The sequence below is a fragment of the Weizmannia acidilactici genome (assembly GCF_008974185.1).
GTDB lineage: Bacteria > Bacillota > Bacilli > Bacillales > Bacillaceae_C > Weizmannia > Weizmannia acidilactici.
The window spans coordinates 1-19,639 of the sequence record NZ_BKZP01000039.1; the positions used below are offsets into that span (position 1 = coordinate 1).

14 protein-coding genes and 1 pseudogene are annotated in these 19,639 nt (G+C 44.3%); 4 read left to right on the forward strand and 11 right to left on the reverse strand.

Features of this window, described 5'->3' with window-relative positions; translation table 11 throughout:
- Positions 1–72: 72 nt before the first annotated feature.
- Positions 73–939, reverse strand: coding sequence for a helix-turn-helix domain-containing protein (locus BpJC4_RS13845; protein ID WP_253693910.1), 867 nt, complete (start codon positions 937–939; stop codon positions 73–75).
- A gap of 227 nt (positions 940–1,166) precedes the next feature.
- Between BpJC4_RS13845 and BpJC4_RS13850 the strand changes: the two genes are divergently transcribed.
- Both BpJC4_RS13850 and BpJC4_RS13855 read left to right on the forward strand, forming a co-directional pair.
- Positions 1,167–2,576 (forward strand): glycoside-pentoside-hexuronide (GPH):cation symporter, encoded by a 1,410-nt coding sequence (locus BpJC4_RS13850; RefSeq protein WP_172968315.1) that lies wholly within the window; start codon positions 1,167–1,169, stop codon positions 2,574–2,576.
- 2 nt (positions 2,577–2,578) lie between these two features.
- Entirely contained in the window at positions 2,579–4,570 is a 1,992-nt protein-coding gene (locus BpJC4_RS13855) for a glycoside hydrolase family 127 protein (RefSeq protein WP_151681568.1), read from the forward strand.
- Between the two features lie 861 nt (positions 4,571–5,431).
- On the opposite strand, the gene BpJC4_RS13860 is transcribed toward BpJC4_RS13855, so the two are convergent.
- Entirely contained in the window at positions 5,432–7,177 is a 1,746-nt protein-coding gene (locus tag BpJC4_RS13860) for a hydantoinase B/oxoprolinase family protein (protein ID WP_151698053.1), read from the reverse strand.
- A gap of 1 nt (position 7,178) precedes the next feature.
- A pseudogene (locus BpJC4_RS13865) lies at positions 7,179–7,967 on the reverse strand (hydantoinase/oxoprolinase family protein); the annotation flags it as partial.
- A gap of 1,021 nt (positions 7,968–8,988) precedes the next feature.
- Here BpJC4_RS13865 and BpJC4_RS13870 point away from each other — a divergent pair.
- On the forward strand, positions 8,989–9,189 hold the full coding sequence (locus BpJC4_RS13870) for a hypothetical protein (RefSeq protein WP_151698054.1): 201 nt from the start codon (positions 8,989–8,991) through the stop codon (positions 9,187–9,189).
- Here the strand turns inward: BpJC4_RS13870 and BpJC4_RS13875 are convergent.
- The 7 genes from BpJC4_RS13875 to BpJC4_RS13905 form a co-directional block, all read right to left on the reverse strand.
- Complete coding sequence (locus BpJC4_RS13875) at positions 9,186–10,154, reverse strand: sugar phosphate isomerase/epimerase family protein (RefSeq protein ID WP_151698055.1); 969 nt, start codon at positions 10,152–10,154, stop codon at positions 9,186–9,188. The two genes, BpJC4_RS13870 and BpJC4_RS13875, sit on opposite strands and share 4 nt — an antisense overlap.
- A gap of 18 nt (positions 10,155–10,172) precedes the next feature.
- Positions 10,173–11,342 (reverse strand): Gfo/Idh/MocA family protein, encoded by a 1,170-nt coding sequence (locus tag BpJC4_RS13880; protein WP_151681565.1) that lies wholly within the window; start codon positions 11,340–11,342, stop codon positions 10,173–10,175.
- Between the two features lie 357 nt (positions 11,343–11,699).
- Positions 11,700–12,677: an ABC transporter permease gene (locus tag BpJC4_RS13885; protein WP_151698056.1), complete on the reverse strand. Its 978-nt coding sequence runs from the start codon at positions 12,675–12,677 to the stop codon at positions 11,700–11,702.
- On the reverse strand, positions 12,658–14,157 hold the full coding sequence (locus BpJC4_RS13890) for a sugar ABC transporter ATP-binding protein (protein ID WP_216643735.1): 1,500 nt from the start codon (positions 14,155–14,157) through the stop codon (positions 12,658–12,660). Before BpJC4_RS13890 ends, BpJC4_RS13885 begins: the two co-directional genes overlap by 20 nt.
- Before the next feature lie 53 nt (positions 14,158–14,210).
- Positions 14,211–15,392, reverse strand: coding sequence for a levoglucosan dehydrogenase (locus BpJC4_RS13895; RefSeq protein WP_151681563.1), 1,182 nt, complete (start codon positions 15,390–15,392; stop codon positions 14,211–14,213).
- A 44-nt stretch (positions 15,393–15,436) separates the two neighbouring features.
- Entirely contained in the window at positions 15,437–16,609 is a 1,173-nt protein-coding gene (locus BpJC4_RS13900; RefSeq protein WP_151698057.1) for a substrate-binding domain-containing protein, read from the reverse strand.
- 14 nt (positions 16,610–16,623) lie between these two features.
- Entirely contained in the window at positions 16,624–17,433 is an 810-nt protein-coding gene (locus BpJC4_RS13905; protein WP_151698058.1) for a sugar phosphate isomerase/epimerase family protein, read from the reverse strand.
- A gap of 232 nt (positions 17,434–17,665) precedes the next feature.
- On the opposite strand from BpJC4_RS13905, the gene BpJC4_RS13910 reads away from it, so the two are divergent.
- A complete protein-coding gene (locus BpJC4_RS13910; protein ID WP_151681561.1) occupies positions 17,666–17,983 on the forward strand; it encodes a helix-turn-helix domain-containing protein in 318 nt (105 codons plus the stop codon).
- Between the two features lie 1,135 nt (positions 17,984–19,118).
- On the opposite strand, the gene BpJC4_RS13915 is transcribed toward BpJC4_RS13910, so the two are convergent.
- The gene (locus BpJC4_RS13915; protein WP_151681560.1) at positions 19,119–19,442 is read right to left on the reverse strand and encodes a hypothetical protein; all 324 of its coding nucleotides are present in this window, start codon (positions 19,440–19,442) and stop codon (positions 19,119–19,121) included.
- Positions 19,443–19,639: the final 197 nt, after the last annotated feature.

The window sequence follows — 19,639 nt, forward strand, 5'->3', positions numbered from 1 at the left end:
AAAGCAACTCATTAGGGTATGCAAGTCACGATTAACTGGAAGAAATAAATCCCCGGAAATCGGTCCTGCAATTTAGATGTTGCGTTTAATATCCATTCTTTTTTCGAGCTGTGTTGGTAATGGGATCTTGGGGTCAATGCGTGGATTATTTAAATGAGTATGGATGTACGCATTCCGGAATTCTGTAGGTGTCAAGCCGGTCATTTTTTTAAAACGGCGCATAAAATTTTTTTCGTCTATAAAATAGGAGTGGCTTGCAATTTGGCTGACTGTTAGATTGGTCCGCAATAGTAATACTTTTGCTGTTTCGATTTTTAATTCATTGATAAATTGTAATGTCGTCCGGTGCGTATAGCGTTTAAAAAGGCGCGTTAAATAATCCGGATGAAGTTGAAATGTTCTGGCTACTTCTTCAACCGTCAGGTCTTCTGATAGATTTGCACGTATCCACTCTTTTATTTTATCAACCTTATTACTCCGGAAATGCTGATTTGCAGAGAGCTGCATGAGATAGGTATTGCTTAATTCAATTAAAAATACAGTAACTAAGTAATCGTTTTCTTGCTCACTATATCGATAACTGTTCGCCACATCCAAAACTTGATTAATAAAAATTAAAATTTTTCCAGCTTCATTGACATGAAAAAAATCCGGCAAAATGACTTTGTCGTTGATGGATGAGGCAAAACTTCCGGAAGCGATCGCAGATAAATTTGCAGATAATTCCTGATCTTCAAGAAAGGAATGTTCGTGTTTCGCAAAAAAATGCAGCCAATAGAAATTAACCGGATTCGTCGATAGCCGATAGCCAAACATATTGGTATATGGCGGAATGAACAGTACATCGTTGGCATTCAAGACATATTGGGTTGTACCGACTTGGATATAGAGCGGCCCTTTCGTACAGAAAATAATTTCATAGTCTCCTTGATGGTACATTTGTTTATGCTTCCACGGAATGTCCGAAGAAAATTCCCCGCTTTTATAATACAAAAAAGGATGAAGGAGTTTAAAAGAATAGTTCACAATTACCCCATCTCCCCTCATTTCCAAATTTAGAATGTCGGAAACGGACACCTTTTTTTCAATATAAGGGATTACATCCAGAAATGCAAGGGTTTACAATTCTTTGTGAAAATAATTTTAAATCTTCTGGAGAGGGTGAGATGATCGTGGTCAAAAAATTTCAAAGCTCCGCCGTTCATGAATCACAAATCGATTTGGCGGGAATTCGTGAAGATGCATTGCCGCTTCACAGAAAGGTTACTTATTCTTTCACCGATTTGGCAGGAAATTTGCTTTACTGTATCATGAGCAGCTATATTCTTTATTTTTTTACGGATGTTTATGGCCTGTCTGCCGGGATCGCTGGTACACTGTTGTTGATTGCCAGGCTTTTTGATGCGCTCGATGCGCCAATTTGGGGCATCATTATTGACCATACGCACAGCAAGTACGGGCAAAGCCGCCCGTGGTTCTTATGGATGGCCTTTCCATTCGCAATCTTTGTTTGGCTATTGTTTACAACGCCCCATTTGTCGGAAACCGCAAAAGTGGTATATGCAGGCGTGATGTATATTTTAGCCGGAATTTCTTACACCGGTGTTTCAACGCCAATTACTTCGGTATTGCCAAACTTATCGTCAAACTCTGATGAAAGAACGGTTGCCAATTCATTCCGAATGGTTGGCGGAAACATTGGTAACTTCTTTGCTGTGACTTTTATCCTTCCACTTGCTACTGCTTTAGGTGGAAGCAATACGCGCAGAGGCTGGTCATTAGCGGTTTTGCTCTATGCCGCCATTGCCGTCATCTTATTGCTAATTGCTTTTGCGGATATGCGTGAGAAAAATATTCAACGCACGAAGTCCATTCCGATTAAGCAAAGCTTTAAAGCGGCGAAACGCAATTGGCCTTGGTTTTTAATTGTAACAGCCAACATTATTTTCTGGGTCGGTCTAATGTCCAGAAGTTCAACATTGGCTTATTACTTCCAATACAATATGCACAATGCAGACTACATTTCTTTGTTTAATGGTTTCTCCATCATCCAGGTAGCGGGCATGGCTTCTATTCCAATGATTGTCAAAAAGTTAAGTAAGTGGGGGACAACGGTTTTTGGACTTATTGCTGCAATTCTTGGCCAATTCATGATGGTTATCGCAGGCAATCACCTTATTGCTTTGCTTGCAGGCTGGTGCATAGCATGTATTGGAAGCGGTATCGCATGCTCCATGTTCTTTGCAATGGTCGGTGATACTGTTGATTACGGCGAATGGAAAAACGGGATCCGTGCCAGCGGTTTCTTAACTGCGATCGGCAGCTCGTTCTGCATTAAAATCGGGTCAGGGCTTGGTTCTTTTATACCATCCATTATTATGAAGGCATTCCATTATGTGCCGAATCATGCACAAACGGCGAGCGCACTCGGGGCCATCAAGTTTTCATTTATTTGGCTGCCTATCATCATCTTTGCCATAAATATCATTCCGATGTTTATGTATAAAAAATACGAAGAACACGAACTCGTCGTCATTCGAGATTTAATGGCCAGAAAAACACAGGAGGAGATATGAAAATGAATTTATATCAGGATCGCGCCAATGGCATGTCTCTCAAAAACATTACAGTGACAGATCAATTTTGGAAGCGTTATCGAAATTTGGTCAAAAAACAGATGATTCCTTATCAATGGTCTGTCATGAATGATAACGCAAATATTAAAATTACAAAAGAACGCGAGGATAACCGGATCCCTTCCGAAAAAAGCCATGCGGTCGCAAATTTTCTCATTGCCGCCGGCCGGCAGAAAGGAAACCATTACGGCTACGTCTTTCAAGATACCGATGTATATAAATGGCTGGAAGCTGTTGCATACACATTAAAATATGCGCCGGATGAGGATTTGCAAGAAGTTGCAGACCAATTAATCGATTTGATTGCAGATACACAGGAGACTGACGGATATCTGGTGACTTATTTTATGATTGAAGCGCCAGAGCGGAAATTTAAGCGATTAAAGCAGAGCCATGAACTGTACAGCATGGGCCATTATATTGAAGCCGGCGTGGCCTATTATGAGGTGACAGGGAATACAAAAGCTTTATCTATTGCAAGGCGCATGGCCGACTGCATTGATGAAAATTTCGGGCCTGAAGAGGGAAAAATCCATGGTTATGACGGCCATCCCGAAATTGAACTGGCCTTAGCAAAATTATATGAAGCGACAAACGAAAAACGATATCTCGACTTGGCACAGTACTTTATCATTCAACGCGGCAAGGATCCGCAATTTTTTGACCGCCAAATTGAAGCAGACGGAAAAGACCGTGATATCATTGCGGGGATGGAAGCTTTTCCGCTCAGCTATTATCAAGCAGATAAACCGGTCTTCGATCAAGAAGCGGCTGAAGGCCACGCAGTAAGGGTTGTTTATTTATGCACCGGCATGGCACATGTGGCCCGATTGACACATAACAAGAAAGTGTTGGCTGCCTGCAGGCGTTTATGGGACAATATTGTGAGAAAGAGAATGTATATCACAGGCGGCATTGGCTCAACGCCGATCGGCGAATCATTTACTTATGATTATGATTTACCGAACGATACGATGTATTGTGAAACATGCGCTTCCGTCGCGATGGCATTCTTTGCACGCAGAATGCTGGAAAATGAACCAAAGGGCGAATATGCCGATATTTTAGAAAAAGAATTGTTTAACTCAACCATCAGCGGTGTATCATTGGATGGAGAGCACTTCTTTTATGTAAATCCGCTCGAAGTATCGATAGAAGCAAGCCGTAGAGATCCGGGCAAGAGCCATGTCATGTATGAGCGGCAGAACTGGTTTGGCTGCGCCTGCTGCCCGCCAAATCTTGCCCGTTTAATTGCTTCGATTGATCAATATATCTATACATTGGATGACGAAAAACAAACGATTTATGCGCATCAATTTATTGCCAATCGTGCGCAATTTGACAATGATATTTCCATTGAACAAAGCAGTCATTTCCCGTGGGAGGGCCATATTAAATTTACAATCGAAAATCCGCAACGGAAACATTTCAAATTTGCGGTAAGAATTCCATATTGGTCGGCACATCACTATACCCTCCACCACTCCGGCGGGGAAATCAGCCCGGAATCAAAAAACGGTTTTATTTATTTTGATATTCATCAAGAACAATTTGAGATTGAACTGAATTTGGATATGCGTGTGCATGAAATCCAGGCAAACAATCGGGTAAAGCATGATCTTGATAAAGTTGCCATTCAACGGGGACCCATCGTTTATTGCATGGAAGAAGCCGATAATCCGGCGCCATTAAGTTTATACCGCATCCCAAATAAACCGGAGTTTAAATATACATATAAGCCGGACTTGCTTGAAGGCGTCGGTACAATCGAAGTAGAAGCAGAAAGACTTGAGGCAGATCCTCTTGACGGGCCGCTCTACCGGGATTACCGGACATATGAATGGAAACCAGCACATATTCACTTTATTCCATATTATGCGTGGATAAATCGGCAACCGGGTGAAATGCAAGTTTGGGTGAGAAAACAGTTATGAAAAGAGGTCGATTCATATGATCGGCCTCTTTTCTAGCTCTTCCGCTATTGTAAAATTTTGATCACGATCTCACAATTGTAAACCCGTTTTATGGATGAGAAGAGGTCGGAAATGGACACTTATTTTACTGTTTCGGATACTTTGACGAACGCACCACAACATGTGATAAAAACCCCCTCTTCATTTTATCAATGAAAAATTCAAAACACGAACTTCTATCAAGAGATTCTTCTATATGCCAAAGAAGGCCAAGGAACGGCCGAAAATTTGGCTGTAATGTTTCTTGTCCAACACGCCGTTTATTGCGATGTTGCCTTTAACTTTCGCATCGAAATGAAAAAAGGCCTGCCTGCACCGAGTTTTTTGATCGCAGCGACGAGATAAATTCCTTGCCAGAACAAGGTGGTCTGAGCCAAGGTTGGTCTCTTTGCCGTTAAAAAGAAATCATTGCAACTTACCACAATTGATTGTAACCTGCCATTACTGTTCTAACTTCCGCCGGCAAAAGATATCGGCCGATACCATTAGTCAAGAATCATCACCAACATCATCCTGTATCCGTTAATCCAAGCGCGTAAACGAGTTAATGGAGTGATTTGCGATATCTTGTGATTTTGAGTATAATTCATTGTGAGTCCTCCTTGGGTATCAATTAAGGGTCCATTTTTGCTTCAAAGCTTTGGACACCTCGTATCATACCAAGGGGGCTCTTTTTTGTGCAAACCTCAAATTTCTTTAATTACAGGAATGCTCCTTTAAGAGATAGTTCATTATAATTAACGAGCAATCACTCATTTAAAAATGATTACTCGTTTTTTTCCACACCCACTAAAGTTTTCTGACTTTAAGCAGTATAAAAGCTTATGATTTATAATATGCTTTACGTTTTTCTGTTTCTTCGTATTCAAAAGTAACAGGATTTACACGGACTCCATAAACTTCCTCTGCTTCTGATACTGAAATGTACTCATTTTTCACATCCCGGGCAACTTTCTGTGCTGGACGTTTTAGTGGATTTCCATATCCCCCGCCAGTAGCGGTCATTAATTTTACGACATCATTTTTTTGCAATGGATATCTTGGATAGCAACCAAACGGACCATCGATTTCACCATTTGCCTTTTCAACGTAAAATTGATTAACCGAACCATTTTGCCCCTCGTGGATTCCCCAGGGAGGTGTTATATGTCTGCCGTAAGTTATCGTTGCCGTCTGGCCATCCGTGAGCGCACGGTACGAACGAATGGCGCCGCGTCCGCCAATATACTCCCCGGCTCCGCCGCCATCATTGCGAAGACTGTATTCATCAACGAGGACTCCATACCTTGTTTCTGCTACTTCAACAGGTACATTGTATGTTTCGCCGTCCCCCAGACAAAATTGTCCACTCGAACCATCCTCTCCTTTAGCTGCACCCCATCCGCCCACTGAGGGCTCAACAATTAAAAACGGTTCATTTGAATCAGGATGGGTACCGGAAAGGGTAACACTGCAAACAGAGGTTAAATGACCAGCTGACAATCTATCCGGCAAGTGTGGAGCGAGTGCTTTCCATATTAAATCCGCTCCCATGATCATTGACTCAAAATAATTGGAAACCGGAACCGGCCTTTCTGCCGATAATATGGATTTTTTATCTGTGAGAATTTTCAAAGGACGAAATACTCCATCATTTATATCCTGAGATGGGTTTGTAACTGCCAGGAAAATCACTCTGACTGCAGAAGTTAATGCTGTTAATGAACAATTGACCGGACCGGGAACTTGGGGATGGCTGCCCCTAAAATCACAAATAAATTCATTCTCTGTAATGGTGACCTTTACTTTAATTTTAAAGGGGCCATTCCCAATTCCGTCTGTATCAATTAAATCTTCTGCTTCAAAGGTTCCTTTCGGTAATTTGCTTAATTCAAGCCTGGAGAGTTGCTCACCATGATTTAAGTAGTGTTCAATTGAAGCCAGCACAATGTCTTTACTATGCTTCTCACAAAGCTCTCTTACTCGTTTTTCACCAGTTTTTAACGCTGCCACCTGAGCCCACATATCACCCAATGATAATTCAGGAAAACGTACATTTGATTGAATAATGTCTACTATCGCTTGATTGATTTTTCCTTTTTCAAAAAGTTTTACACAAGGAAATTGCAAACCCTCTTGAAAGATTTCTGTTGAATCATTTGTAAATGATCCTGGATCTTTCCCACCCACTTCAGTCCAATGAGCTTTATTTGCTGAAAAAGCAATAATCTCATCCTGATAAAAAATTGGCATGACAAGACCAACATCAGATAAATGAGAACCCCCACCTTTATAAGGGTCATTGATAATAATAATATCGCCGGGATTCAGGTCTTTTTCTCCAAATTTATTTAATGTCTCCTTCACCATAAAAGTTAACATCCCAATAAAACCGGTTGCTCCGTTTCCTTGCGTTAACAGGTTTCCTTTCGAATCAGTTAAACCGCTGGCATAATCAAGCACTTCGTAAATAATTGGGCTCATAGATGTTCTTGCCAGTGCAATAAACATTTCATCTCCAATGGCAAGCAAGGAATCTTTCACAATTTCCAAGGTAAATGGATCAACCTTTTTAGAAGTAGTTATCATTTCACTTCACTCCTATTTCAATAATAAGATTTCCATAGTCATCGACAACTAGCGTTTGGTCTTGATAAACAACTGTTACAGATGCCTTCTCTTCAATAATTGCCGGGCCATTTACCGTCTTTAAAGTTGGAAGCTTTTCACGATCATAAATATTTGTTTGAACCCAACCAGTTTTTTCAAAGTAAACCGGACGGACTTCTTTTAATGCATCCTTCACATCGCCACTCCGGTATCTTTTTTCTAACTTGGGTTTCTTTACTAACCCAAGGGCAGTCAGATGCAAATTCACAATTTCTGTTTCAGAATTTTCCAACTTAAAAGAATAAGCTTTTTCATGTAACTCATGAAAACTTCGAATGATGGATCGTAATATTTCATTGTTCCATTCTCCGCTAGGTACCGGTACTTTTACCGTATGTTCCTGACCTAAGTATCTCATATCTAAATATCTTGAAAACATCACAGAATCTTTCTTTACGCCTTCATGCAGGAACTCATTATAAGCCCTGTTCTCCAGTTGTCCCCATTCCTTATTAATCAATTCAGGATCTAAATCATTCAAGCGCACAATATAAGTTTGAATATAGTCATGTCTTAAATCCGTCATTAACATTCCCCATGCCGAAAATACAGATGAAGCGATCGGAATAATAACTTTGTTCACTCCCAGCTCTCTTGCCAGTGCAGCAGCATGCATGGAACCGCCCCCGCCAAAAGCGATTAAGGAAAAATCTCTTGGGTTATATCCCTTCCGTATAGATATAAGTTTTAAGGCATTCAGCATTTTGGTTTAATTTTTTTAGGGATGCTGGCGCCGAGATTCTCTTTTTTATCTTTTGTTGACATAACATCTCTAATAAAATAATAAAAACCTCACACTTGATAATGAGGGTTTGCTCGATCATTCAAGATAATTAGGAATTACGCTTGAATGTTAATTCGTTTATTATGTTTATAATGGTAAACTAAACACGAAGTGAGGGGGGGTTAAAGTAGGTTATGAACTGGAAATCAACTGGTAAGCAAAGGGATATCCAAAAAAGTATAGAAAAAAATAGAGGAAAATAATAGTAATGTTGCTACCAGAGAAGTAGTATTTGTTGGTATAGTGATTGTTTTATTTGTAGTTTTCAATGCCCTTTTCAAATCTTTTTAATTTGTAGCAAATAATATTGACTATTAATCATAATTTTCTATCTAAAAATATCTGATATTTTCGATTTTTTGGTGTGCTTTCTTTTTATTTGATTTATATGGAATCTGAGAATGCTGGGGCTGGTCGCCATCCAACCTTTTGAAGAGGCTGTCCCCAAACCCCCTATAAGCAGAAATTTTCCTCTAACGGAGCCTGACAAAGTTTCTCAGAACCATTTCTTCTAGAGAATACTTTCAAAAGGGGAGGACATCTCTTCCCAACTTTTTCTTCCTATCGCTGATTTTTTGCATCTTTCCGCTGATTTATAAGACTAGTCCGCTGATTTCTCCGAGGTTTCCGCTGATTCTTCCTATGTTGGATGGGGAATCATTTTTTGCCCTGAATGAAGAAGGACGGAGTATAAAACATCCTTGATCGTCTTGCTCGCAACCATTGAATGTAAAAATGTCTTTCTTCACACTTTCGGACAAATTTTTTCAAAGAAAACATTCATACCGCTCGCTCCCAACCACTGCATGAAAAATAGGCTGTATATGATGCTTAGTTTTTTCACAGAAAATGGCTTAAAAACTGGCGAAAAACTTGAAACGGTAACCGGTCAGCTTACTCATTTTAGAGAAATCAGTGAAAACGGTAAAAAATCGGCGGACGTTCCTTGAAAATCGGTGAAAGTTTCGAAAAAACCGGCGAAAAAGTAGAGAGGATAGCTGCATCCCCAATAGAAAATATTCATGATTGGCTTACTCCCAACCACTGCATGAAATATGGACCGTATATGACGCTTAGATTCTTTTCAAAGAAAAAAGGCTCCCATCAGCTGGAAGCCTTCCATCATAAATCTATCTCATCCACCTAAGCCCACCACATTTCATCCGGCTGTTCATAGAACATGCATCTTTTCAACAAGGCGATTGCCTTGGCGAGGCCTTCATCAATAGAGGCGAGCATGTCTTCGTGTTCGATGGAGATAATGTAATCGTAGCCGACGGTGCGGAGGGTGCTGATGATGTCTTTCCATGTTTTTTCGTCCTGGCCGTAGCCGACGGTGCGGAAGGTCCAGGAACGGTCGGAAATTTGGCTGTAGTGTTTCGTGTCAAGCACGCCGTTGATGGCAATGTTGGTTTTGTCCAAATAAGTGTCTTTCGCGTGAAAATGGAAAATGGCCTGTTCGCGGCCGAGTTTTTTGATCGCTGCAACCGGATCGATTCCCTGCCAGATCAGATGGCTCGGATCGAAGTTGGCGCCTATCGTTTCTCCGGCCCGGTCCCTTAATTTCAGCAAAGTTTCCGGGTTGTAAACGAGAAAGCCCGGATGCATTTCAAAGGCGATTTTAACACCATGCGCTTTGGCAAAATCCGCCTCTTCCTGCCAGTAAGGGATCGCTACTTCCTCCCACTGCCATTTTAAAACCTCCAAATATTCCGGAGGCCAGGCGCATGTGACCCAGTTCGGATTTTTGGCGCTTTCGCAATCCCCCGGGCAACCGGAAAACACGTTCACCACCGGTACATTCAACCGTTCCGCCAACAAAACGGTATTTCGCCATACGTTGTGGGCCGCCCGCGCCGTTTCTTTATTCGGATGGAGCGGATTTCCGTGGCAGCTTAAACTGCTGATCATGAGCCCCCTTTTCTCAATTGCCGCTTGAAAGGTTTTCAACTTTTCTTCCGAATCCAGCAATTCTTCAGGATTGCAGTGGTGGCTGCCGGGATAGTTTCCGGTTCCGAGTTCCACCGCCTCCACCCCCATTGATGCCAACTTGTCCAGCATGTCTTCAAATGGCAACTGCTGGTATAATGCCGTAAATACGCCGAGTTTCACAATAACACCTCCAACATTTTATGCCAGCACCCCGTTCGCCACTTTTACCCACTTCTGCGCGGCGTGGCTTTCCAAAATGGCGTCCGTGATGCACATCGACAAATGGCCGTCTTCAAATGTTGCAAAAGGCGGCTCGTCTTCACCGATGCGTTTACCATCGCGGATAAAGCTGTAATAGTGCAGCATCATATTTTTCAGGGCGTCCGGCCAGCCTTCATTATGCCCGCCCGGATGATGGATGGATGCTTTTGCCTCCGGGTCAAAAAGGGCCGGGTCTGCCAGCAGGATTTCATTCGGCTTGTCCCGGTATCCGAGCCATAATTTTTCCGGCTCTTCCTGGTTCCAATAAGCCGAGGCTTTGCTGCCGTCAATTTCAAAACTGAGCCGGTTTTTCCGGCCGGCGCTGACTTGCGAAACTGTAAAAACGCCTTTTGAACCGTCATCGAAATGAACTAGGACGGAGGCATAGTCTTCCGTTTGGATCGGCACCGCTTCATACGCATCTGAGGACGGCTGTGCCGAAAAAGTGGCCGTGCTGTTTTTCGGTTTTTTCCGGACAGGGATCACGGTTGCCAAGTCCGCAAAAACTTCGGTAATTTTCTTTCCTGTCACAAACTGGACCGTATCGCACCAGTGGGAACCAATATCGGCAACTGCCCGGGAATTGCCACCGACTGCCTGCGAGAGCCGCCAGTTATAGTCGGTTTCATAGAGCAGCCAGTCCTGCAAATAGCTCCCATGAATGAGATTCACTTTGCCGAGGTCGCCATTCGCTATCTTAACCCGCAAATTTTGGACACTTGCATGCTGGCGGTAGTTAAAATTGACCCCGTGGACGATGCCCTGCATTTTCGCGATCGCCAGCAGTTCTTCCGACTCCTTGCTGTTCATAGCGAGCGGCTTTTCGGATAATACATGTTTCCCGGCCAGCATAATCTCTTTATTGATTTGATAATGCAGGAAGTTTGGCGTGCAGTTGTGGACCACCTGGATATCTGGATCCGAGAGCATCTCCCGGTAGTCCCCGTAAGCTCTCGGGATGTTCAGTTCGTCTGCCTTTTGTTTTGCCACTTCTTTGCTGGTTTCCGCAAGCCCCAACACTTCAACAAAACCAAGCCTCCTTAACGCTTCGATATGGGCCGGGCCGATAAAGCCCGTCCCGATGATTCCCACTTTGATTTTTTCCATCCGGCTTTTCCCCTTTCTAAAAAATCATTCATTGCTTGCTCTTCAAAATATCGTTCTAAGTAATTTTCGAATCCAATTTACAGTTCCATAACGAGGCAGCCAAATATCGTCCTGCATGTCCCCGAATCCAATGAAACAACTTCCAGGATCGATCCATCATATCTTCCTTAGCAGTATTACGCAGTTAATCCAGAATAGCTTCCACATCCATAGCCGCCCTGGTTCTCCAAATATTGCTCCCGAATGTCACCGGCCCTCCAGGATCCTGCCGTCCTGTTGTTCCAAGCACTTTGCCGAGGTTTTCCCGGATGCATTGGATCAGATTCATTTACCAGGTGGATGCCTATACGCTTCCGTCTATTGATCCGCTGATTTCTTCCCAAAAGCAACGGCGAGGATAATGATCAAACCTCTAATCATCATTTGCTGGCTGACGTCAAGACTCATGATGATTAAGCCGTTGTTAATGACGCCGATCATAAGCGATCCGATGACGGTGCCGACACCACCGGCCAGGGCCGTTCCGCCGAGAATGGCGGCGGCAATAACAGACAGTTCGTCGCCGTCGCCAAATGTATAACGACCGGCATGCATGCGCCCGGCATATAAAACGCCGGCAAATCCGGCCATCAAGCCGGTGCCTAAAAAGACAAGCAGTTTGATTTTCCAGGTTTTCACACCGGAAAATTTCGCTGCGCTTTCATTCCCGCCCGTTGCCAACACCTGGCGTCCGAATGCCGTTTTCTTCAGTAAAATATGGCCGATTACCGTAAAGATTAATGTCCAAATCAACAAAATCGGAATCACGCCGATATCCCCGGAACCGAAAATAAAGTTAAAAGTCGGGTCGAGAATCGGCACGGGCGCGGTTTTTGTAGTCCACATCGCGGCCCCTTTGACAATCCCCATCGTGCCGAGCGTCACCAAAAATGACGGGATGGCCGCTTTGGTGATCAACAATCCGTTCGCCAATCCGACGGCTATCCCTGTCCCGACCCCCGCTAGTAGGCCGCTGATTGCCCCAAAACCGGCCTGCAAAGCAAGGGCAGCGGTAAGGGAAGACAGCGCCGCGATGGAGCCCACCGACAAATCGATCTCACCGGTGGAAATGACGAACGTCATCGCAATCCCCATAATCGAAATCATGGCCGTCTGGCGGACAATATTCAGCAGATTTTCTGCCGTCAAAAAACCTTCGCTGTTTAATGCAATGGAAAAGTAAATCAAAACACAGACAAATGCGATATAGACAATATAGCTTCTCCAGTCGATTTTTTTAAACTGCCATTTCACGCCATTTAACTGGCTGTTGATTTCAATATCCTTGGATGGCATGCTGAAGCTCCTCCTCTGCATGAATCTCTTTTCTCCTGTATTCTTTTTTGATCGTTCCCTCGTGCAGCACGAGTACCCGGTCGCTTAACGCCAAAAGCTCCGGCAGTTCCGAGGAAATGACAATGATCCCTTTCCCGCTGTCTGCCAGCTCCCGGATGATTTCCATGATCTCAGTCTTTGCGGCAATATCGACGCCGATCGTTGGTTCATCGAGGATCAGGACATCCGGTTCGTTCGCCAGCCATTTCGCTAGGACAATTTTCTGCTGGTTCCCGCCGGATAACCGTTTCGCCGCTTTATGGATATCATCCGTTTTAATGTTCAGCTTTTTCACGAGCCCGCCGGCTAAATGATTGGCTTTCCGTTCGTCGAGCAAAAATCCCTTTTTCAAATGTTTCACAAACGGCAAGATCAGATTTTCTTTTACGGAGTGGTCGAGTACAAGCCCTTGTATCCTGCGGTCTTCGGGAATGAGAGCAATTCCGGCTTTGATGCTGTCGGCCGGGCTTTTGAACGTGCAGGCTTTCCCTTTGACGATCACCTCTCCGCCATCTTTCGGGTCAATCGCAAAAATCGCCCGGGCGAGTTCCGAGCGCCCGCTGCCCATCAGCCCCGCAATGCCGAGAATTTCGCCGGGGTACAGCTGGAAACTGATATCTTTAACCTTCTCCCCCGCTGATAAATGCCGCACTTCGAGGACAGGAGGAACGTCCGTCGCATACGGCCTTTCTTTCCACTCGAAAGCTTTGTCCATTTTCGAGCCTACCATATGGCGGATGACATCTTCCATACGTAAGCGGCTGCAAGCTTCGGTGAGAACATTTTTCCCGTCCCTTAATACGGTGATCCTGTCGCATACTTGAAAAATCTCATCCATCCGGTGTGAGATGTAGATAATTGTGATGCCTCTCTTTTTTAATTTTTCGATAAAAGAGAATAGAATCTCCGTTTCTTTTTTCGTTAAAGACGATGTTGGCTCATCCATGATCAAAATCTTTGCTTCCTGGGAAAGCGCCTTTGCAATTTCAATCATCTGCCAGTAACCGACACCGAGGGTTCCAACAACGGCATGCGGGCTGATGTCCACTTCCAGTTCGTTTAACAACGCTTTTGTTTTTTCGATACAGGCTTTATCTTTCAGCAGGCCGACTTTTGTCCGCGGCTCCCTCGTGAGGAAAATGTTTTGTGCAACTGTCAACGTCGGAATTAAACTGAATTCCTGATAAATCATCGCAATATGGTTCGCTCTCGCGTCTTTAATATCTTTGATTTCAACCGGCTCGCCGTCCAGTAAAATCTCCCCTTCGTCGGCCGTGTACACGCCGGTGAGGATTTTCATGAGGGTGGATTTCCCGGCACCGTTTCCCCCCATCAAGGCATGGACTTCCCCTTTTTGTAAGGAAAAATCGACTGCTTTTAAAACCGGAATGCCATTAAATGATTTGGAAATGCTCTTCATCGACAAAACGGCTTGTTCCAATGCATTTCACCTTCTTTTAAAGAGGCTGCCGGAACCTACAGCCTCCCCTTGATTTATGCCAAAACGGAAACTTCCGGAACTTTCACCCATTCGCCTTTTTCCGCGGAGGCGAGGATGGCATCCGCGATTAGTTCAGTTTTATAGCCGTCGTAAAAATTCGGCAAAGGCTGGGTATCTTCAACAATCGCTTTCATAAAATCGTACGTTTCAATGATTTTCGTTTCGCCGTAGCCAATGCCAAGCGCCGGAATCGGCCATAACCCTTCCCCGTACGGCGTGGCCGGCCCGGTGTACACGGTGCGGAACCCTTTTTCGTCTGCAGGGTCGTCCGAAAAGCAAACCTGCAGTTCATCACGGCGTTCATAATTGAAATAGAGCGAACCCTTTTCTCCATGAATTTCAAAAGTTAAAAAGTTATTTCTCCCCCAAGCATTCCGGGTTGCTTCAATGCTGCCAATGGCACCGCTCTCAAATTTCAACAGTGTCATAAATTCATCGTCGACATCCACGGCTGCTTTTGGCACTGAATCTGAAGCCTTTACGGTTCCGAGCTTATCCGTTCCGCCCGTCTGCACCGGCCTTTCCGAGATCCATGTTTTCGCAACGGCATTGACCTCAGCAATTTCGCCGACAAGATAACGCGCATAGTCGACGACATGCGTCCCGATATCGCCAAGGGCGCCCGATCCGGCCGTTTTCTTTTGGAAACGCCACGACAGCGGGGACTGCGGATCGGCCGACCAGTCCTGCAGGTAGGTACCGCGGAAGTTTAAAATTTTCCCGATTTTCCCTTCATCAATATATTTCTTGGCGAGTGCCACGGCCGGCGTCCTTCTGTAGTTAAAAGCAACCATGTGCTTGACGCCCGCTTTCTCAACTGCATCGAGCATCATTTTCGCCTGCTTTGCACCGAGAGCAAGCGGTTTTTCACAAATCACATGCTTGCCGGCTTTGGCCGCGGCAATCGCAATTTCCGCATGGGTATGGTTCGGCGTGACGATATCAATGACATCAATATCAGGATGATTGACCACTTCTTCCCAGCTGCCGGCGTAATGTTCGAACCCAAAACGGGCAGCTGCTTCTTTGGCCAACTCCTCATTGACATCAGCAACCGTATGGCGGACAGGAATTGCAGGCGCCGGCCAGAAAAACATCGGCATGCTTGCATATGCCAAGGCATGCGCCTTTCCCATAAAACCTCCGCCAATCATTCCAACATTTATATTTTTCATTTCATATTCCTCCTATTTTTGATATAGATTTCCATTTAAAAAGTTTATTTTGCCGCCTGCTGAATTTCTTTCGGTGCGTCAGTATGGTACACAAGCTTCCAAGCTTTCAAGACGTTTTCACGGGTGACGCTTAAGGCCGGGACCGCGACATATGCCGGTGTCTTTCGCCCGAGCAAACTATAACCCGCCAAAATCGCTTCGGAAATGCCCTGGTCATATGGCAGCTGGGCGCCGAGGCCTTTGACAATACCATTCTTCTGAGCCATTTCGAGCGCGACATTCGTCCCTAAATCGCATGTCGTAATGACAAGGTCCTGTTTCCCTGCCGTCCGCGCAGCTGCGAGAGCCCCTTCAGCCGGCACATCCCATACGACAAAAATTCCGTCCAGATTCGGATTTTTCGTTAACATGCCGGATGCCACTTTTTCTCCGTCATTTTGGCCGGAGATCCCGCCGCGGGCAACGATTTTAATGTTTGGATATTTTTCCCTAATCGTTTTTTCAAACGCTTCCGTCCGCTGCCTTGTGACAAAGAAATCCGCGTCATGGTAGACGACGCCGATTTTACCTTTGCCACCCAATTCCTTCGCCATGATATTGGCTGCCGCCACCCCGTTGCCGTAGTTATCGGCGGAAACAACGCTGACATAGTCTTTTCCGGCCTGCATGCCATCCGGTGCATTATCCATGAAGACGAGCTTAATTCCGGCTGCTGCAGCTTTTTTGTAAGCATCCGATGTGGAAACGGCATCGACTGGAATACTGACAATGATATCCGGCTTTTTCGCAATCACCGTTTCAATGTCGGATACCTGTTTTTCCGCCTTGAATTGTGCATCGGTCACCGCAATGACTTTGATGCCCATTCGTTTAAATGCCGCTTTCAACCCGGCAATTTGCGCGGTCGACCAGTCATTTCCGGCATAGTGCATGACAATGGCCGCTGTATACCGGCCTTTTTTAAGCTGCGCCAAATCTTTTTCCGTTAACTTTAAAGAACTGGCCGGCACTGCAGTTTCCCCGTGCGGCCCTTTGCTTAAAATCTTGCCGCCTTTTGGAAGGGCCGGGTTAATGGTGAGCGGTCCTGTCTGCGGATCATCCGCCCCCACCTTAGGCGCATTGGCATTTGCCGATTGGGATCCGCTTTTGCCGCATCCCGCCAAGGTGATACTGCTGATGAGCAAAACTACGGAAAAGATTGAAAGAAACTTTTTCATACTATCCCCCATTTCTATAAATCTAATTTTCTCAAATAGTCCCTGCTAATTTTTGCACCTTCAATCGGATCGGCGTATTCATCAAGTTCCACTGTCACCCATCCGCTGTAATCCGCTTCCTTCAAGAGGTTGATAATCTCTGCAAATTTCTGGTGCCCTTTCCCTAAAGGAAGGAATGTGCCGTTTTCGTAATCCTTTAAATGGATGTATCGGATGCGTCCGATATATTTCCTTACGGTTTCAACCGGATCGCCGCCGCCTGCTTCAATATGGGCTGTATCAGGGCATATGTTGATGCTTGTGCAGGACATGAGGCGGTCCAGCTGTTCGGGCGTTTCTACACACGTGCCCATGTGCGGATGGTAGCTCGGGATGAGATGGTTTGACTCCGCGATTTCCGCAATGCGGTCAAGCGCTTTCCCAAGCAATATGTAATCTTCATCCTGAATCCCGTTTGAACGGACAGCCCCGCCTCCGATCACAAGGTGTTCGGCACCCAATCCTGAAGCGAGCTTAGCAACTTTTTCTATTTTTGCGATTTCTTCTTCGAGGATTTCCGGGAAAATAAAGTTCCCTCCCGTATAAACGCCGACAAAGAAGAGGCCGTACTCACGCATCCAAGCAGAGAATTCCTCTTTCCTGTCCACAAACTGCATAAGATTGCCATCGAAAAGCTCAAACCCGCCATAGCCGGCTTTCCTGATCTCTTCCAAGGCCGTTTTCGTGGATCCGTTGGCAAGATAATAAGCATCCTTTACAGACACCACCCCGCCAGGATGCCCAACGACACCGCCCCACGTGTTCGTCTGGTAACCCAGCTTCATTTCATTCTCCTCCTTCTTTTGTTTATATGGTTAAAAGGTGTAAACCTTTGAACCCGGAAATAAGCGCTTTCCAACATTGATTGATAAAAATGAATATTTTGTGATCTCAATGCCTATTATATAACAAATAACTATAATTTCAATATATTTATAGTTATTTATGATAAAAATTTTTAAAATGCTTCTTATTCACGTATCGTTGCTGACGATATAATGAAAACAGGTGATATTTGTGGACATTGGAAAACGCATTAGAAACCTTCGCTTATCAAAAAATATGCGGGTTAAGGAACTGGCTAAAAAAGCTTTTATTTCGCAGCCTTATTTAAGTGATATTGAAAACGGCAGAACTACGCCTTCTTTGGATAAACTATCAACCATTTGTGATGCTTTGGGGATGACATTAGCAGAGTTCTTCGGTTATGAATCGGAGCTGTCTCCAGATTTAATGCGACTATTGGAAAACATGAAAAAGCTAACGGAGGAAGAACGGAACCATCTATCTGATTTTATAGAGGCGATTCTGAAGCGAAATTCGGGGGATCAATAAAGCTTTCATCTTGTCTGTCCATAAAATTCAATGAAGCTTTGGGAACGTAGAATGCCGCCAAGCGGATCGCTTTCATTCTATAACTGCAAAGGGGAAGCTTGATGAATTACGTTCAGGCTTCTCTTTCATTCACTCCTACTTTATCCATCCTTCATAACGCATATCCCATTTTCCTGCAACTATCGAGTAATTACCAAAAAATTTGCTAAAAAAGGGTTCACAAAAAGCAACAACTTTGTTATAATCATATTGAAATCGGTGGCTATATATACGGACAAATTCAGTTTCATTTAATTAGCCCCCCATTTTGCAGCGGTAAATGCCGCTGCTTTTCTTTTCCTTACTGAAAACCATCGAGTAGGAGGAGGTGACTAACCTCCGTCCTCTTACACCACCGTACGCAAGGTTCCGTATACGGCGGTTCCATGAAGTCAGGCGGGTAGTCTCACTGTCTGTTATGCTTTTCTGTCTCTCCTTAAACCACTTTAGTTCTCAGCCCTCTCAATGTCTCCCACAGAATTCACCGTTTCTATCCACTGAGTAAGTCCATCTTTGGATTATCTGCTTCATTGAACAAAGTGAAATTCGAGTTTATTCCACACTCCTTCGTGGTTCAAACCTTCCAAATGAGGAGCTACCTTATTTGTGCGATGACCTCTGATAACTTCTGACTGTTCATCAATCTATCACTAGACTGGTTACCAACTAAATCGGCGTTTCAATCAGACCTCCCCGGGTAAGACTACACTCTTTCCCTCCACCTATCTGCAATCTGCCTCATTTACTCTATATCACCTTTGGCAGTATGGACTTTACTTTGTTTAGCAAGCTCATCCAATGATAACTAGCCTTATATGAGGTTCATGTTCCTCAAGAATCGGAGGTTTGCCGCCCGCTTCCTTCAGATTCCGCATCACTACGGACACCCTTGCGTTAAGCTATTGATACTACTGCCTTCGCGTTTCGGGACTTTCACCCTATAGCGTCCATGCCAGGCGCACAAAAAAATCACGCAGGATAACCCGTGCGTGAAAACGCCGCTGCACGGTATTCATGGGAAAAGGCAAGCCCTAAATCCATTTGATCGATTACCGGACAACGGCAGATAAGTCTATCGATAGACGATTTGCCTGTTTTATTGTAGACTTGGTAACATATTGTACATGCGCTTTTTCCGGAAAAAAGCCACCCAATCTTTCACTCTTTTGAATTCCTTTTCATAGGTTACATAGGAATTTACCTTGGTACCAAACAATTTTTCATGATAATATTTAAAACCCTCACAACCTGAGTGAAACTCAACGATGGCGTATACATTTGTGGTACTATCCTTCACGCCGACGACTAAAAATGGCCAATACCCATCGTAATGGAGATAAGCATGGTCTCCAAAATAACAATCATAAAGCTCCCGACTGTCATAAAACATTTCTTCTTTCAAAATCTCTAATTGATCCATATATCCCCCTCCATTTATTCTATTTTGCCCTGGCAATCCCTTATGACAGCAATTGTACTCTCTTCCCTCCGTTTCCAATCCTGCCCGGAATGTGAACATTTTTTTCAAAAAGATTGTCGCTGTCTACAAAGATCCACCAGGCACTTGATAAAGATTATCCAAAACAAATAGTTCGGATTTATCTGACAATATTTTAC

What these genes read in the sequence shown, in the direction of transcription:
- BpJC4_RS13845 (WP_253693910.1), bottom strand. Translation starts at nt 939, where the DNA reads ATGTACCATCAAGGAGACTATGAAATTATTTTCTGTACGAAAGGGCCG.
- BpJC4_RS13850 (WP_172968315.1), top strand. Translation starts at nt 1,167, where the DNA reads ATGATCGTGGTCAAAAAATTTCAAAGCTCCGCCGTTCATGAATCACAA.
- BpJC4_RS13855 (WP_151681568.1), top strand. Translation starts at nt 2,579, where the DNA reads ATGAATTTATATCAGGATCGCGCCAATGGCATGTCTCTCAAAAACATT.
- BpJC4_RS13860 (WP_151698053.1), bottom strand. Translation starts at nt 7,177, where the DNA reads ATGATAACTACTTCTAAAAAGGTTGATCCATTTACCTTGGAAATTGTG.
- BpJC4_RS13880 (WP_151681565.1), bottom strand. Translation starts at nt 11,342, where the DNA reads ATGGAAAAAATCAAAGTGGGAATCATCGGGACGGGCTTTATCGGCCCG.
- BpJC4_RS13885 (WP_151698056.1), bottom strand. Translation starts at nt 12,677, where the DNA reads ATGCCATCCAAGGATATTGAAATCAACAGCCAGTTAAATGGCGTGAAA.
- BpJC4_RS13895 (WP_151681563.1), bottom strand. Translation starts at nt 15,392, where the DNA reads ATGAAAAATATAAATGTTGGAATGATTGGCGGAGGTTTTATGGGAAAG.
- BpJC4_RS13900 (WP_151698057.1), bottom strand. Translation starts at nt 16,609, where the DNA reads ATGAAAAAGTTTCTTTCAATCTTTTCCGTAGTTTTGCTCATCAGCAGT.
- BpJC4_RS13905 (WP_151698058.1), bottom strand. Translation starts at nt 17,433, where the DNA reads ATGAAGCTGGGTTACCAGACGAACACGTGGGGCGGTGTCGTTGGGCAT.
- BpJC4_RS13915 (WP_151681560.1), bottom strand. Translation starts at nt 19,442, where the DNA reads ATGGATCAATTAGAGATTTTGAAAGAAGAAATGTTTTATGACAGTCGG.